The 13,453-nt window shown below is 72.8% G+C and carries 13 protein-coding genes; 8 read left to right on the forward strand and 5 right to left on the reverse strand.

The features are described 5' to 3' along the window. The first annotated feature begins 60 nt into the window (after nt 1-60). Nucleotides 61-1,722: a PP2C family protein-serine/threonine phosphatase gene (locus tag ACIRSU_RS10870; protein ID WP_403790733.1), complete on the forward strand. Its 1,662-nt coding sequence runs from the start codon at nt 61-63 to the stop codon at nt 1,720-1,722. A gap of 24 nt (nt 1,723-1,746) precedes the next feature. Here the strand turns inward: ACIRSU_RS10870 and ACIRSU_RS10875 are convergent, their stop codons facing one another. Further along, nucleotides 1,747-1,872, reverse strand: coding sequence for a hypothetical protein (locus tag ACIRSU_RS10875; protein WP_403790734.1), 126 nt, complete (start codon nt 1,870-1,872; stop codon nt 1,747-1,749). A 24-nt stretch (nt 1,873-1,896) separates the two neighbouring features. Continuing rightward, a complete protein-coding gene (locus tag ACIRSU_RS10880; protein ID WP_403790736.1) occupies nt 1,897-2,604 on the reverse strand; it encodes a B3/4 domain-containing protein in 708 nt (235 codons plus the stop codon). 142 nt (nt 2,605-2,746) lie between these two features. Here ACIRSU_RS10880 and ACIRSU_RS10885 point away from each other — a divergent pair, with 142 nt between their 5' ends. Then, nucleotides 2,747-3,331 (forward strand): helix-turn-helix domain-containing protein, encoded by a 585-nt coding sequence (locus tag ACIRSU_RS10885; RefSeq protein WP_403790738.1) that lies wholly within the window; start codon nt 2,747-2,749, stop codon nt 3,329-3,331. Nucleotides 3,332-3,344: 13 nt separating this feature from the next. Here the strand turns inward: ACIRSU_RS10885 and ACIRSU_RS10890 are convergent, their stop codons facing one another. Then, nucleotides 3,345-4,376, reverse strand: coding sequence for a GlxA family transcriptional regulator (locus ACIRSU_RS10890; RefSeq protein WP_403790739.1), 1,032 nt, complete (start codon nt 4,374-4,376; stop codon nt 3,345-3,347). Further along, entirely contained in the window at nt 4,364-5,011 is a 648-nt protein-coding gene (locus ACIRSU_RS10895) for an HD domain-containing protein (protein WP_403791477.1), read from the reverse strand. The genes ACIRSU_RS10890 and ACIRSU_RS10895 overlap by 13 nt, the downstream gene beginning before the upstream one ends. 286 nt (nt 5,012-5,297) lie before the next feature. Between ACIRSU_RS10895 and ACIRSU_RS10900 the strand changes: the two genes are divergently transcribed. The 5 genes from ACIRSU_RS10900 to ACIRSU_RS10920 all read left to right on the forward strand — a co-directional run bounded on the left by ACIRSU_RS10900 (nt 5,298) and on the right by ACIRSU_RS10920 (nt 9,656). Further along, the gene (locus ACIRSU_RS10900; protein ID WP_403790741.1) at nt 5,298-5,837 is read left to right on the forward strand and encodes a YbhB/YbcL family Raf kinase inhibitor-like protein; all 540 of its coding nucleotides are present in this window, start codon (nt 5,298-5,300) and stop codon (nt 5,835-5,837) included. A 129-nt stretch (nt 5,838-5,966) separates the two neighbouring features. Continuing rightward, complete coding sequence (locus ACIRSU_RS10905; protein WP_403790743.1) at nt 5,967-6,863, forward strand: AraC family transcriptional regulator N-terminal domain-containing protein; 897 nt, start codon at nt 5,967-5,969, stop codon at nt 6,861-6,863. A 46-nt stretch (nt 6,864-6,909) separates the two neighbouring features. Further along, nucleotides 6,910-8,166 (forward strand): ATP-binding protein, encoded by a 1,257-nt coding sequence (locus ACIRSU_RS10910; RefSeq protein WP_403790745.1) that lies wholly within the window; start codon nt 6,910-6,912, stop codon nt 8,164-8,166. Next, nucleotides 8,123-9,199, forward strand: a complete 1,077-nt coding sequence (locus ACIRSU_RS10915; protein ID WP_403790747.1) for a hypothetical protein — start codon at nt 8,123-8,125, stop codon at nt 9,197-9,199. Before ACIRSU_RS10910 ends, ACIRSU_RS10915 begins: the two co-directional genes overlap by 44 nt. Beyond that, a complete protein-coding gene (locus ACIRSU_RS10920) occupies nt 9,120-9,656 on the forward strand; it encodes an amidase family protein (protein WP_403790749.1) in 537 nt (178 codons plus the stop codon). Before ACIRSU_RS10915 ends, ACIRSU_RS10920 begins: the two co-directional genes overlap by 80 nt. Before the next feature lie 32 nt (nt 9,657-9,688). On the opposite strand, the gene ACIRSU_RS10925 is transcribed toward ACIRSU_RS10920, so the two are convergent. Further along, complete coding sequence (locus tag ACIRSU_RS10925; protein WP_403790752.1) at nt 9,689-10,831, reverse strand: mechanosensitive ion channel family protein; 1,143 nt, start codon at nt 10,829-10,831, stop codon at nt 9,689-9,691. Between the two features lie 147 nt (nt 10,832-10,978). Between ACIRSU_RS10925 and ACIRSU_RS10930 the strand changes: the two genes are divergently transcribed. Next, nucleotides 10,979-13,396, forward strand: coding sequence for a SpoIIE family protein phosphatase (locus tag ACIRSU_RS10930; protein WP_403790754.1), 2,418 nt, complete (start codon nt 10,979-10,981; stop codon nt 13,394-13,396). Nucleotides 13,397-13,453 lie beyond the last annotated feature (57 nt).

Genomic DNA, 13,453 nt, shown 5'->3' on the forward strand with positions numbered 1-13,453 from the left:
CCCCTGTCCGCGCGATCGCGGAAATCCGCCGCTGAGCAGCCCCTGTGGCATGCTCGTCCTATGACGGGTGACCGCAACGGTGCGGCGCGCTCCGAGCAGGCAGGCGGCAGCCTCGGTGATCAGGCCGGTGCTTCCGTCTTCTCGGCGAGCCGTCTCACGGCCCGCCACGACGGGCCGGGCCCGGCAGCCGACCCGGCCTCGGCCCTGCAGGTCTCCGCCGTGCAGGAGGTGCTCGACGGTCTTCCCGGCTCGGCGGTCTTCCTCGTGCCCGAGTTCGACGCGGACGGCGCCGTGGCGGACTTCCGGATCATGGCGGCGTCACCGGACGCGTTCGACGTCGGGCGGCGCAGGGGCAAGGAACTCATCGGGCTGAGCGTCCTGGAAACGTACCCGGCGGTGGCCGGCACGGAGCTGTGGCAGGGGTACCTGCGGGTGCTCGAGACCGGCGGCCGCTACGTGGGGGAGCCGTTCGAGTACGAGGAGGTCGTCTCCGGCAATCCACGGCTGTCCCGGTACGCGGTCCGGGTGGCGGCCTGCCGGCAGGGGCTGATCGTCTCCTGGGCGAGCCTCGACAGCGGCGAACGCGAGCGCCACCGGCTGGCCGTGATGCAGCGGCTCGGCCACATGGGCTGGGTGGACCGGGATCTGGTCAGGAACGTCATCACCTGGTCGGACGAGGTCTACGCCATCTTCGACAGGGAACCGTCCCTCGGGCCGATAAGGCTCGAAGAATTCTCCGGCCACACCGTCGCCGAGGATCTGCCCCTGCTGAGGCGGGCCGCGAAGCGTCTTCTGGGCGACGGCAAGCCCATCGACCTCGTCTTCCGCGTCGTCACCCCCGGTGGCGAGATCCGGCACGTGCGGTTCATCGCCGAAGCCGAGACCGACGTCGAGGGCACCCCTGTGCAGGTCCACGGCTTCTTCCAGGATCTGACCGCGGCGAAGCGGACCGAACAGGAGCTGCTGGACCAGCGGAGCGCCGCCCTCGTCCAGGACAGCCTGCTGGCCGTCGAACGCGACCTCGCCGCCCGGCTCCAGCACGCGCTGCTGCCGCTGCCCGAGCAGTCCCTGCATCTGGCCGGCCTCACCGTGAACGTGGCCTACCAGCCCCTGCAGGCCGGACTGAACGTCGGCGGCGACTGGTACAGCGCCATCGAGCTGCCCGACGGCTGCGCCCTGCTCGTCGTCGGTGACGTCGCCGGGCACGGGCTCGAAGCGGTCGCCACCATGGCCCAGCTCCGCTTCATGGCCAAAGGCATGGCCATCACCGGCACCGCTCTGCCCAGGGTCCTCACCCGGCTGAACACCCTCCTCCTGCACGGCTGGGAGCAGAACTACCGCACGGCCACCATGATCATGGCCCGCTACGACCCCGCCACCTCCGAGCTCACCTGGGTGCAGGCCGGCCATCCGCCCCCCTTGTACCTGCACGAGGGCCGCGCCCGCTATCTGCCCGCGCCCGAAGGCGTCCTGCTGGGCGCGGTGGCAGCCGCACGGTTCGAGGCGTCCACGCTGCGTCTGCAGCCCGGTGACCAGTTGCTGCTGTACACCGACGGTCTGGTCGAGAAGCCGGGCGAGGACATCGACGTCAGCCTGGACCGGCTGGCCCGCACCGCGGAGGGGTGCGCCGGCGGCGCGGGAGCACTCGACGACATCCTGGGCAGCCTCCTCGGGCCGGACACCCGCCATGACGACGTCTGCGTCCTGCAGATCAGCCTCTGAAAGCCGCGCGCCCGGTTCCTCCCGTCACCGCGAGCCTTCGCCGAGGAGGTCGAGCACCGCTCGCTGGAGGGAGCGCACCACCCGGTGGGCCGCGTCGTCGGCGAGGCTCCCCGTGACCTGCCTGCCCGACTTGCCGGTCGAACGGACCACGCGACGCGCTTCTGGCAGCCCGTTTCAGGCCGTGGCCTCGGGCTCCGCGGAGCTGAGGTAGTGGATGCCGGTCCGCTCGGTGTGCGGGGCGAGCAGGTCCCGCAGTTCGACGGCGGCGGTCTTGAGGAGGTGGCCGTCGCGGGCGGCGTGGAGGGTTTCGAGGAGGAAGGCGACGCGCGTGGAGCCGGCGGTGACGCAGGTCTGGTGGGCGTCGCGGTGGTTCCAGTGGCGGGTCAGCACGATACGGGCGTCGGCGTAGACGATCTCGCCGGGCCGGGGGTTCTCGACCGTGCCGGGCTCGCCGAGAGGGGTGAACAACTCGCTGCCGTCGGCGGGACGGATGTCGACGTCACCGGTGACGTGGTCCAGGTCGAAGGCGCCGGCGGGCAGGCCGTGGCGGACGGAGACGGCGTTGTAGGAGTCGACGGCCGGGTTGATGCGCGGCAGGGTGCCCTTCTTGGCGAAGCGGCGGCCGAGCGCGTCGACGCTCGGGCGGACGCGACGGGGGTTCGTGCCGAAGGAGCGGTAGGCGGTGTGCCACGCCTCGATGCGCGGGTCGGTCTCGTCGGCGGGCTGCCAGCTGCCGTCGGCGAGCCGCTGCTCCAGTTCGTCCATGGCGGCGGCGGTGGCGGGCCACGGTTCGTGACCGCGCAGACCGGCGGCGGTGACCAGGGCGACGAGGGTGTCGGGGAAGGCCTTCGTGACGGTGGGGGCGAGGCGGAAGACGGTCATGTGCGGTGTCTCCGTATTTCTGTACGGGTTCCCGTACCATTTCAGTGGAACGACCAGACCGTACAGTGAACCGACCGTCGTTTGTCAACCAAACGACCGGACGGTGCAATGGAATGATCCACTGGTGAGGATGGGTGACCGGATGGCCGAGACAGAGACAGCCCTGCGCACACTCGCGCGCAACGTGCGGGCGGCCCGCAACCGCGCCGGCCTGTCCCTGGACGAGCTCGGCCAGCGCGCCAAGGTCAGCAAGGGCGCCCTGGTCGGCCTGGAGAAGGCCCAGGGCAACCCCAACTTCGCCACCCTGGTCAGACTCGCCGACACCCTCGGCGTCTCCGTCTCGGCCCTCTTGGAGGGCCCCAGCGAGGCCCGGGTCCGCGTCGTGACGGCCGACGCCGTGATGCCGCTGTGGAAGGGGGAGCGGGGCAGCGAGGCACGGCTCATGCTGACGACCTCGGGCCCGGCCCCGGTCGAGGTGTGGCGCTGGCGGCTGGAGCCGGGCGAGGAGTACCCGAGCCACCCCCACCAGGCCGGCGTCGTGGAGACCGTCAGCGTCACCTCCGGCCGCGTGATCCTCGTCGTCGACGGCACCGAGCACCCCGTCGAAGCAGGACAGACCGCCACCTTCGACGGCGACGCCGCGCACACCTACCGCGGCGCCGGCACCGAGGCGTGTCATCTGATCATGACGGTCCACCTGCCGCCCGGCCCGGCGCCCACGGCCTGACCCGCCCGGCGAGTCAGCCGGCGCCCGGCAGTGGCAGGGCGGTCACCGCGGTCGCCGGTGCGGACGTGGTGCGGAAGCGGGCCCGGTACACCGTGGGGGAGACACCGAAGGTCTGCTGGAATACGCGACGCATGGTCTCCGACGAGCCGAACCCGGCCTCCTGCGCCACCTCCTCGACGGAGGCGGTGCCGGAGGACAGCAGGACCTGGGCCGCCTCCACCCGGACGGCGTCGGCGTACCTCCCCAGCGTCATGCCGGTCTCCTGGCGGAAGAGGCGTGCCAGGTGCCGGGTGCTGACGCCGAGCCCCGCGGCGAGCGCGTCGACGCCGCGCGGGACGGCCGGATCCGTGGTGATCTCGTCCATCGCACGGCGTACGAGCGGGTGTTGAGGCGGCCGCGGGGTCATGCGGATGCTGAACTGCGACTGCCCGCCCGGGCGGGCCATGAAGACGACGAGCTGGCGGGCCGCCTCCCTCGCCACATCCGCTCCGTAGTCCTCCTCGACCAGGGCGAGGGCCAGGTCGATCCCCGCCGTGACGCCGGCGGAGGTCACGACACGGCCGTCGCGCACGAACACCGGGTCCGGATCGACCCGTAGCTCCGGATGGGCGGCGGCGAGCTGGGGCGCCAGCTCCCAGTGCGTCGTGACCCGTCGTCCGTCGAGCACTCCCGTCCGGGCCAGGAGGAACGCGCCCGCGCAGACCGAGGTCACCCGCCGCGCCCGTGCGGCGAGGCCGCCGACGAGGGCGACCAGGGCGTCATCGGCGGCGGCCTCCCGCCAGTCCCTGCGGCCGGGCACCAGCAGCGTGTCGACGCGCCGGGGAAGCCGCTCGACGGGGGCGTCCGCCCCGATCCGCAGCCCGCAGGAGGTGAGCGCGTCGAGACCGGTGGGGGAGACGACCCGTACGTCGTACCGGGCGCCGTAGCGGTTGGCCGTGGTGAAGACCTCCAGCGGCCCGCTCACGTCCAGGAGCTGGACCTGGTCGAAGGCCACGATCACGACGACCCGGTCCGCGCTCCGTGCCGGAGGGGCTACTCGGCCCACGGCGAGTCCAGGATCGTCCGTACGAAGTCCCCGCGCTCGAACCCCGGCACATGGTGCTGGAGCACGTCCGCCTTGACGTTGCCGAAGGTGGTCTCCGGCTTCTGCCGGATGCCCTCGGCGAACGCGTCGAGGATGCGCTTCTTGAAGCCGGGGCGCGGGTGCAGGGCCACGATCTCCTCACGCTCGGCGGCGGAGACGTCCGCGTAACCGATGCCCAGGACGTCGTACTCGACGCCGGCGGTCACCAGGGCGACCTCGGGCTCCATGAACTCGGGGATCCCCGGCGTGGTGTGCAGGGCGATGGCCGTCCACACCCGGCGCACGCTGTCGTCCGGCATCCCGTGCGACCGCAGGAAACGTCGTGCCTCGTCGGCGCTGTCGACCTCGAAGCGGCGGCCGCTCGTGCGGAACCGCTCGCCCAGCCCCAGGTCGTGGAACATCGCGGCGATGTAGAGCAGTTCGGGATCGAAGCCGAGATCGCGGTTGCGGCCCTGAAGGGCCCCGAAGAAGTACACCCGCCGCGAGTGGTGGTAGATCAGTTCACCGGCGGTGTCACGGACCAACTCGGTCGCCTCACGGGCCGGCCTGGTGTCCGGCACGTACACCCCGGCCCTGAAGTTCGCGGCTGTCGTCATCGTCATGGCACCTCATCTGTCATCGCTGATAGGACGCTGCTGGAACCCGCCCGGTGGACGGGCAGCTCCCAGTCTTCTCGGCCACGTCGCGGCCGGCCATGTCCCTGGAGCCATATAACCCACAGATACGGACACCGGCTCTCGGAGACAGCCGGGGGCACGTTCACAAAGATCGCGACTCCTTGCACGATCCTCCCGCCGACCGGTCGCCGTCACGCGATGCGTGGTCGGATGGCGATCACGCCCTCCCGGGCGACTTCATCGAGAGCGTGAAAGGCCATCAGGAATGAGCGACCCGACGACCCGACGTCCGCTGCCGCACGATTTCCACCCGCCGGTGCCCGAACTGTCCGTCAGCAGCAGGGATCTGACGGACGGTGGGGTCCTCCCGGACGCGCACGTGTACGCGAAGGGGAACTCCTCCCCGCACCTGAGCTGGTCGCCGGGCCCGGCGGGCACCCGCAGCTACGCCGTCACCTGCTACGACCCGGACGCGCCGACCGGCAGCGGGTTCTGGCACTGGACGGTGTTCGACATTCCGGCGGATGTCACCGAGCTGCCGGCCGGCGCCGGAACCGGGAGCTTCGCGGGGCTGCCGACGGGCGCCCTGCAGGCCCGGAACGACTACGGCAGCAGGGACTTCGGCGGGGCCGCGCCGCCGCCGGGGGACGGGCCGCACCGCTATGTCTTCACGGTGTACGCCGTGGACCAGGAGAAGCTGGGACCGGACGCGGACGCGGCGCCGGCACTCGTCGGCTTCCATCTCCGGTTCCACGCCGTCGCCCGCGGCCGGCTGATCGCCGAGTACGAGGAGACCGGGGAGTAGGAGCCACGGCGCGAGTTTCTCGCCCCCGACGTGCATGATCCTCTCTCTGCGGGGAGGAGCATGTCGGTCCGTGAGGGGCGGTCCGTGAGCGCCGGTCCATGATGGTCAGTCCGTGATGAGATGGGGAGCATGTCCCTCGACGAGCTTCGCGATCTGCTGGAACGGCATGCGCGGCCCGACCCGACCACCCCCGTCGAAGGCGTCCGGATCTGCCGGGCCGAGCCGGGCGCCGAGCCGGAGTACGCGATGTCCGGCGTGATGCTGGCCGTCATCGCGCAGGGCGCCAAGCGGCTCGCGCTCGGCGAGCGGGTGTACGAGTACGGGGTCGGTCAATATCTGGTCACCTCGGCCGACCTTCCGGTGACCGGCCGTGTCGCACCGGGCGGCCCGCAACTCGGCTTCGGGATGACGCTGGAGCCCGCCGTCATCGCGGAGCTGATGCTCCGGGCCGGGCCGGGCGACCTGCCGCGACCGGCCGGCGCGCCTCGGCCGGGGATCATGGTCAGCGAGGCCCCGGCGGAGCTGATCGACGCGATCGTCCGCCTGCTCCGCCTGCTGGACCGGCCCCGCGACCGCCGGGTGCTGGTCCCCCTGGTCAAGCGCGAGATCCTGTGGCTGCTGATGACAGGAGAACAGGGCGAGGCAGTCCGCCAACTGGGCCTCGCGGACAGCAGCCTGAACCACATCACCCGGGCGGTCGACTGGATCCGGGACAACTACACCGAGGCCTTCCGGGTCGAGGACCTCGCCCGCTCTTCCGGGATGAGCGTCTCCGCCTTCCACCGGAACTTCCAGTCGGTGACGGCGATGAGCCCGATCCAGTACCAGAAACAGATCCGACTCCAGGCGGCGCGGCTCCTGCTGACCAGCCGCCCGCACGACGTGACCGGCGTCGGCCACCGGGTGGGATACGACAGCCCGTCGCAGTTCAGCCGCGAGTACAAGCGCCAGTTCGGCGTGCCACCGAGCGTCGACGCGGCACGCACGCGCGAGCGCGTCGACCACGTGCCCGCCGCCGTGCCCTGACCGTGCGCGCCGCGTGGCGCACCCCGCGCGGTGGGAGAATGCCGGTGTGGACTCGCCCGTTGAGTCGCTTCTGGTAGGCCGGGCCGCGCTGCTGACGTCGCTGTGCCGTCAGGTGGACGCGGCCGCCGCCGGCCGGGGCGGGCTTGTGCTGCTGGCGGGGGAGCCGGGCATCGGGAAGACGGCGCTCGCCGCCGAAGTCCTGAGCTACGCGCGCAGCCGCGGGGTGACCGCGGCCTGGGGCAACTGTGAGGACGGCGGCACCGCACCCGGTCTGTGGCCGTGGCAGCAGATCCTCCGCGCCGTCACCGGACGACCGGAGCCGCTCGGCGGCGGCGACGGCGCCCGGGCGCGGGTCGGCGGGGAGGACGCCCGGACGGCGCTGTTCGAGGGGATCGCGGAGCGGCTGCTGGAAGGCGGCGAGCCGCTGGTCGCCGTACTGGACGACCTGCAGTGGGCGGATACCGCCTCGGTGCTGCTGCTGGCCCGTCTCGGCCGCCGGGCCGGGCACGAACCCCTGCTCCTGCTCGGCACCTACCGCGACGTCGAGCTCGCGCCCGACCACCCGCTGCTCTCCCTGACGGACGCGGACGTGGTCGTGCTCGGCGGTCTGGCGCCGGCGGACGTGGCCGTGCTCCTGGACCGGTTCGGCGAGCAGGCCGGACCCGAGACAGCCGCCGCCGTGCAGCGCCGCACCGGCGGCAATCCCTTCTTCGTCCAGCAGCTCGCCCGGCTGCGGGCGGCGGGCGGGGACAGCGGGGCGGTGCCGGTCGCGGTCGGGCAGACGGTGGCCCGGCGCCTGGCCCGGTTGCCGGACGGCACGGCCCGTCTGCTGGGCACCGCCGCGGTGCTCGGCCGCGGGTTCGGGATCGTGCCGCTGGCCACCGTCGCGGCTGTGCCGTCCACCGAGGTACCGGTCCTGCTGGAGCCCGCGCTGGAGGCACGGAGCGTCGCCCGCGACGGTCCGGACGGATACCGGTTCGTGCACGACCTCTTCCGCGAGGAGCTGATGGCCGAGCTCGATCCTGGTACGGACGGAGGCCGCCCTGCGCGACGGCCCTCATGCCGCGGCGCACGCCGAGGTGCTCGCCGCACTGGCGCGGGAGCTGGCCGACGGCCCGGAGCAGGACCTGGTACGGGCCCGGGAGCACGCCCGGCAGGCGGCGGACACCGCACGGGCCGCCGGCGATCCCCATGCCCTCGCCACCGCGCTGTTCGCCCGGCACGACGTGGAGTGGGCGCCGGGCACGGCAGGGCGCCGGGTGGCGCTCGCCGACGAGATGGTGACGGCCGCGGTCGACGCTGACGACGCGGCCCTGGAGTTCGAGGGAGCCCTGTGCCGTTTCGCGGCCCTGCTGGAGCTCGCCGACCCCACCGCCGCGACCGCCCTGCGTCAGGCCGCCGACGCGGCCGAACGGTCCCGGCTGCCGCACGCCCGCTACCTGGTGCGCTCGCGCGAGGCCGCGTGGGCCCTGCTGCAGGGCCGGTTCCAGGAGGGCGCGCGGCTGTCCGACGAAGCCGCCGTTCTGGCCGAGGCGATCGGTGAGCCGGACGGCACGGGGGTCGCCGCGACCCAGCGCCTCGCCGTCGCACTCGCCCGGGAGGGACCGAGCGGCGTCGCGCCGGTGCTCGAGGAGTTCGGAGACGCCGGACTGCCGTACGAGTTCCTGCCGCACGGCCGCTGCTTCGCCCACCTCGCCGCCGGCCGGCCCGAGGAGGCGGCCGCCGTGCTGCGCGCCCTCCCCGCGGCCGAGGAGCTGTCGCGCTTCCGGTGGCGGGTCCTCGCCGGCCTGGCCCTCGACGTGGAGATCGCGGTCGGGGCCGGCGTCACCGAGGTCTGCGAGGACCGCTACCGGCGGCTCCTGCCGTACGAGCGGGAGACCGTCGTGATCGGCGGCGGTGTCGCCGTACTCGCGCCGGTGGCGCTCTATCTGGGCCTGGCCGGCACCGGCCCGGAGGCCGCGACGCACCTCGAGGACGCCCTGACGAGCGCCGACCGGCTCGGCGCCCGGCCGATCGCGGCCCGGGCCCGGCTCGAACTCGGCCGCGTCCTGCTGGCGCGCGAGCCCGCCGGACGACGGGGCCGGGCCCTGCTCTCCGAGGCGCTGACCGCGGCCGAGGACCAGGGCCTCGGCTGGCTGCGCGACCGGGCCCGGACCGCACTCGCGCACGCGGACACCGGGCAGGTGTTCCACCGGGAGGGACAGCTGTGGACGCTCGGCTACCGTCGAACAGGACCTGCCGGGCCTCACCGACGAGGTGAGCGAGGCCATCGGCACCGTCTTCGGCGCCGCGATGGCGTGGATCGTCGGATACTGGACGCGCGAACTGGGCCGTGAGCCCCGACCGGGAGAACTGGAGCCGTACACCCGTGCGTGCTGGGAACACGGCCGGCGCGTCACCGGCGGCGACTACCTGCTGTCCGACACCACCCTGCAGTCGTTCGCCCGGACCGTCGCGCGATTCCTCACCCGCTACGACGCCGTCCTCACCCCGACCCTCGCCCAACCACCCCTCCCCCTGGGCGAGATGACCTCCTCCGATGCGGACCCCTGGCGAACCGCCCGCAACAGCGCACCCTTCATCGCCTTCCCCGCGGTCGTCGCCAACATCACCGGCGCCCCGGCCATGTCCGTCCCGCTCCACTGGTCACCCGCGGGGCTGCCCGTCGGAGTCCACTTCCTCGGACGCCCCGGCGCCGAAGCCACCCTGTTCCGGCTGGCCGGCCAGCTCGAACGCGCCCGTCCGTGGTCCGGAAGAGCGCCCGCGCCGCCGAGCTCTGTGGGCCGAGCGTAGTAGCCGAAGAAGACCGACCCGGTCCGGCGGCCTCAGTGCGGAGGCGCGTCCGACGGCCGGCCGGTGCTCGGGTCGGGCCGGGGGCGGCGTCGCTGCCGCTGCACTCCGTCGTGGTCCCGCGGCCGGTCGCAGGCCTCGGCCGCGGGAGCGGTGACGACCTTGGGGAGTGCCCCCGGGTGCTCCCGCGCGAGCCAGCCGACGAGTTCCTCCCGTACGGCGCAGCGGGTCGTCCACAGGTCGTCGGCGTCCTTGGCGGTCACGATCGCACGCACGGTGATGCCGGTGGGCGAGGTTTCGGTGACGGCGAGGTCCCAGCCCCGTCCGTCCCAGGTGCCGCACGTGGTGAGGAACTCCCGGAGGTGTGACCGTACGAGCGCGACCGGCGTGGAGTGGTCGCAGTGGATGAACACGGACCCCGTCATCTCCGCGCCGCCGCGCGACCAGTTCTCGAACGGCCGCGAGGTGAAGTACGAGACGGGGAGCGTGACGCGACGCTCGTCCCAGGTCCGGACGGTGAGGAAGGTGAGCGTCACCTCCTCCACGACACCCCACTCGCCGTCCACGACGACGGTGTCACCGATGCGGACCATGTCGCCGAACGCGATCTGGAAGCCGGCGAAGAGGTTGCTCAGCGTCGACTGGGCCGCCACACCGGCCACGATGCCGATGATGCCGGCCGAAGCGAGCAGGGACGTGCCGAGCGTACGGAAGGACGGAAAGGTGACGAGGGCAGCGGCAGCGGCGAGCACCCCGACGGCGACGGACACCACCCGCATGATCAGCGTGACCTGGGTACGGACGCGGCGGAGCCGTGCGGCATCCCGGGAACGTCCGGCGTACCGCGCGTACGAGGACTCGACGACGGCCGCGACCGACCGTACCGTCAGCCAGGCTCCGCTGCCGATCAGGCACAACAGCAGGACGCGGCTCACCACCTCCGTGCGTTCTTCGAGCGGCCCCTGACCCGGCGCCGCCACCGAGTAGGTCCACCTGAGCAGGGCGGCCAGCACGACGACGTACAGCGGCGTGCGGCAGCGGCGCAGCAGCCCCCACAGCGGGGTCTCCGGATGCCGCGCGTCGGCGAACCGCGCCAGCAGGTCCGCCGCACGGCAGACGGCGAGGGCAGCCAGCGCCGAGCCGCCGACGCAGATCGCCAGCCGGACAAGGCTCTCCATGTGCTCCCCAGTCGATGAGTCGAACAGGCTCGTCCCCTACGCCTCACCGCCGGCGAGCACGCGAAACATCCGCTGCCAGGACGCGGTGGCCGCCCGGACCGGATCGAGCGCACTGCGGTCGCGACCGCGCGGAAGGATGATGGGAGCATGCAGGGGCTACCGTTCATTCCTCCCGCCGGGGCGGACGAGGGCGGGCACCTCAGCCCGCCCCCGGCCGCTTTCGCCCTGATCACCGCAGATGGAGTGCTCGTCGGGTGGAGTCCTCAGGCCGAGACCCTCCTGGGGTATCCGGCTTCGCAGGTGCTCGGCCGCCATGCGACGGACCTGATCGCCACCTCGCACGCCGGTCGCGACGGAGCGGAGGAGCCGCGGTCAGATCAGCGGCTGCGGCTCGGGGGGACCCGTAGTGCCGTCGTGGACGTGCGCCACCGCAGCGGAGACACCGTACGGGTGGCTGTGACCCTGCATCCCCTGACCCCCGCCCCCGACGGGGCCTCCTCCGACCGGGCCCCCTCCGCCGTCCTCATGGCGGCCGAGCTGGAGGCGTTGCGCTGGTGGGAGACCCGGCAGGCGATGCTGCAGGGGCTCGTCACCCAGTCACCGGTGACACTGACCATCTACGGTCCCGGCGCGCGCCTCCTGTGGGCCAACGCTTCCAGTGTCCGGGAGCTGGGCGGCGACCTCACCGCATTGCTCGGCCGCTCCATGACCGAACTCTTTCCCGGCGATGTCCTCAACACCCAGCATCTGGCGACGCCGCCGGAGGACTTCGTCCAACAGATCCTGGAGACCGGTGAGCCGGTCATCGACGTGCACTTCCGCGGGCGCTCCCCGGCCGACCCGCGGCGTGAGCGCGTCTGGTCCTCGTCCTACTTCCGCCTCCTCGACGGCCGGGGAGAGCCGGTGGGCGTGTGCGAACAGTCCATCGACGTCACCGATCACTACCGTGCGCAGCAGCGCCTCGCGCTCCTCGCGGAGGCGGGCGCGCGGATCGGGTCGACGCTCGACCCGTCCGGAACGGCAGCGGAGCTCGCCGCGATCGCCGTGCCGCAGTACGCCGACGCCGTGCTCGTCGACGTAGCGGCAGAAGTGCTCGACGGAGAGGAGCCGAAGCCCGTCACGGCATGGGACCTCGTACGCGTGGCGGATTCCGACGGGGAAGCTTCCCGGGTGAGTGAGCGGGTCGCGTACGAGCGGGTCGCGTACGCCGCCGGATCGTCGCAGGCCGAGAGCCTGGCCAGAGGCCGGCCGACCACGGACGCCGTGGTCGCGCCGACACGGCTGTACGTCCCGCTGATCGTGCGGGGGACGCCGCTGGGCCTCGTCACCTTCGTGCGGGGCGACGACTCGGAACCCTTCGACGACGGCGACCGGGCGGTGGCCGAGGAGCTGGCGTCCCGGACCGCCGTATGCATCGACAACGCCCGGCAGTACCGCCGGGAGCACACCGCCGCGTTCCTGCTCCAGCGCAGCCTGCTGCCACGATCGCTGCCCGAGCTGAGCGCGGTCGAGGCGGCGAGTCGCTACCTGCCGGCCGACAGCCACCTCGGCGCCGGCGGCGACTGGTACGACGTCATCCCGCTTTCCGGGGCACGGGTGGGACTCGTCGTGGGGGACGTCGTCGGCCACGGACTCGGGGCCGCCGCCACGATGGGACGCCTGCGCGCGATGGTGCGCACCCTGGCCGAGCTGGACCTCGCGCCCGACGAACTGCTCGCCCGGCTGAACGATCAGGTCGGCAAGGACGCGTCGGACCAGGACGGGAAGGGCGAGGCCGACGGCAGTGGCGCCCTCGGAGCGGCGTGCGTCTACGGGATCTACGATCCGGCTTCCCGGACGAGCACCTGGGCGGCGGCGGGACACCTGCCGCCGGCTGTGGTGCAGCCGCACGGCCCCGTCGACTTCCTTCGTCTGCCGCCGGGGCCTGCTCTGGGTGTGGGACGCCTGCCGTACGAGGCCGCGGAAGTGGAACTGGCCGAGGGAAGCCTGGTCGTCCTGTTCTCCGACGGTCTCGTGGAGGCCCGGGGGAACGGCCTCGACGCGGGGCTGGACCGGTTGGCGGCCGTACTCGGCGAGCACCGGGGATCGTCGCCCGACCGACTGTGCGCTCAGATCGTCGCGGAGCTGGCCTCGGACCAGGTGCAGGACGACGCGACGCTCCTCGTCGCGCGCACCTGTGCGCTGGGGGCACGCCAGGTGGCGAGCTGGGAGCTGCCCTCTGACCCCGCGCTCGTCGCACGCGCGCGTTCGATGGCCGCGGAACAGCTCGGGCGGTGGGGACTGGACGATCTGGTCTTCACCACGGAACTGGTGGTCAGCGAACTGGTCACCAACGCGATCCGCCACGCCTCCGGCCCGATCGGCCTGCGGTTGATCCGGGACCGTTCGCTCATCTGCGAGGTCTCCGACGGGCAGCACACGTCCCCGCATGCCCGTTACGCCGGCAGCGAGGAGGAGGGGGGACGTGGACTGTTCATGGTCGCCCAGCTCACCGAGCACTGGGGGACGCGCTACATGCCGACAGGGAAGACGATCTGGGCGGAACAGGCCTTGCCGGCGGCCTGACAGCCGCGCGCGGCCGAGCCCGGGCAGGGTGAGCACGTGCTCGCCGCCGCTCCGTAC

Origin of the sequence: Streptomyces sp. NPDC101160 (genome assembly GCF_044768205.1) — a bacterium.
Lineage (GTDB): Bacteria > Actinomycetota > Actinomycetes > Streptomycetales > Streptomycetaceae > Streptomyces.

Excerpts from the sequence above, each read along its gene's own strand:
- ACIRSU_RS10930 (WP_403790754.1), top strand. The coding sequence starts at position 10,979 with ATGCAGGGGCTACCGTTCATTCCTCCCGCCGGGGCGGACGAGGGCGGG.
- ACIRSU_RS10905 (WP_403790743.1), top strand. The coding sequence starts at position 5,967 with ATGTCCCTCGACGAGCTTCGCGATCTGCTGGAACGGCATGCGCGGCCC.
- ACIRSU_RS10885 (WP_403790738.1), top strand. The coding sequence starts at position 2,747 with ATGGCCGAGACAGAGACAGCCCTGCGCACACTCGCGCGCAACGTGCGG.
- ACIRSU_RS10870 (WP_403790733.1), top strand. The coding sequence starts at position 61 with ATGACGGGTGACCGCAACGGTGCGGCGCGCTCCGAGCAGGCAGGCGGC.
- ACIRSU_RS10900 (WP_403790741.1), top strand. The coding sequence starts at position 5,298 with ATGAGCGACCCGACGACCCGACGTCCGCTGCCGCACGATTTCCACCCG.
- ACIRSU_RS10880 (WP_403790736.1), bottom strand. The coding sequence starts at position 2,604 with ATGACCGTCTTCCGCCTCGCCCCCACCGTCACGAAGGCCTTCCCCGAC.
- ACIRSU_RS10925 (WP_403790752.1), bottom strand. The coding sequence starts at position 10,831 with ATGGAGAGCCTTGTCCGGCTGGCGATCTGCGTCGGCGGCTCGGCGCTG.
- ACIRSU_RS10895 (WP_403791477.1), bottom strand. The coding sequence starts at position 5,011 with ATGACGACAGCCGCGAACTTCAGGGCCGGGGTGTACGTGCCGGACACC.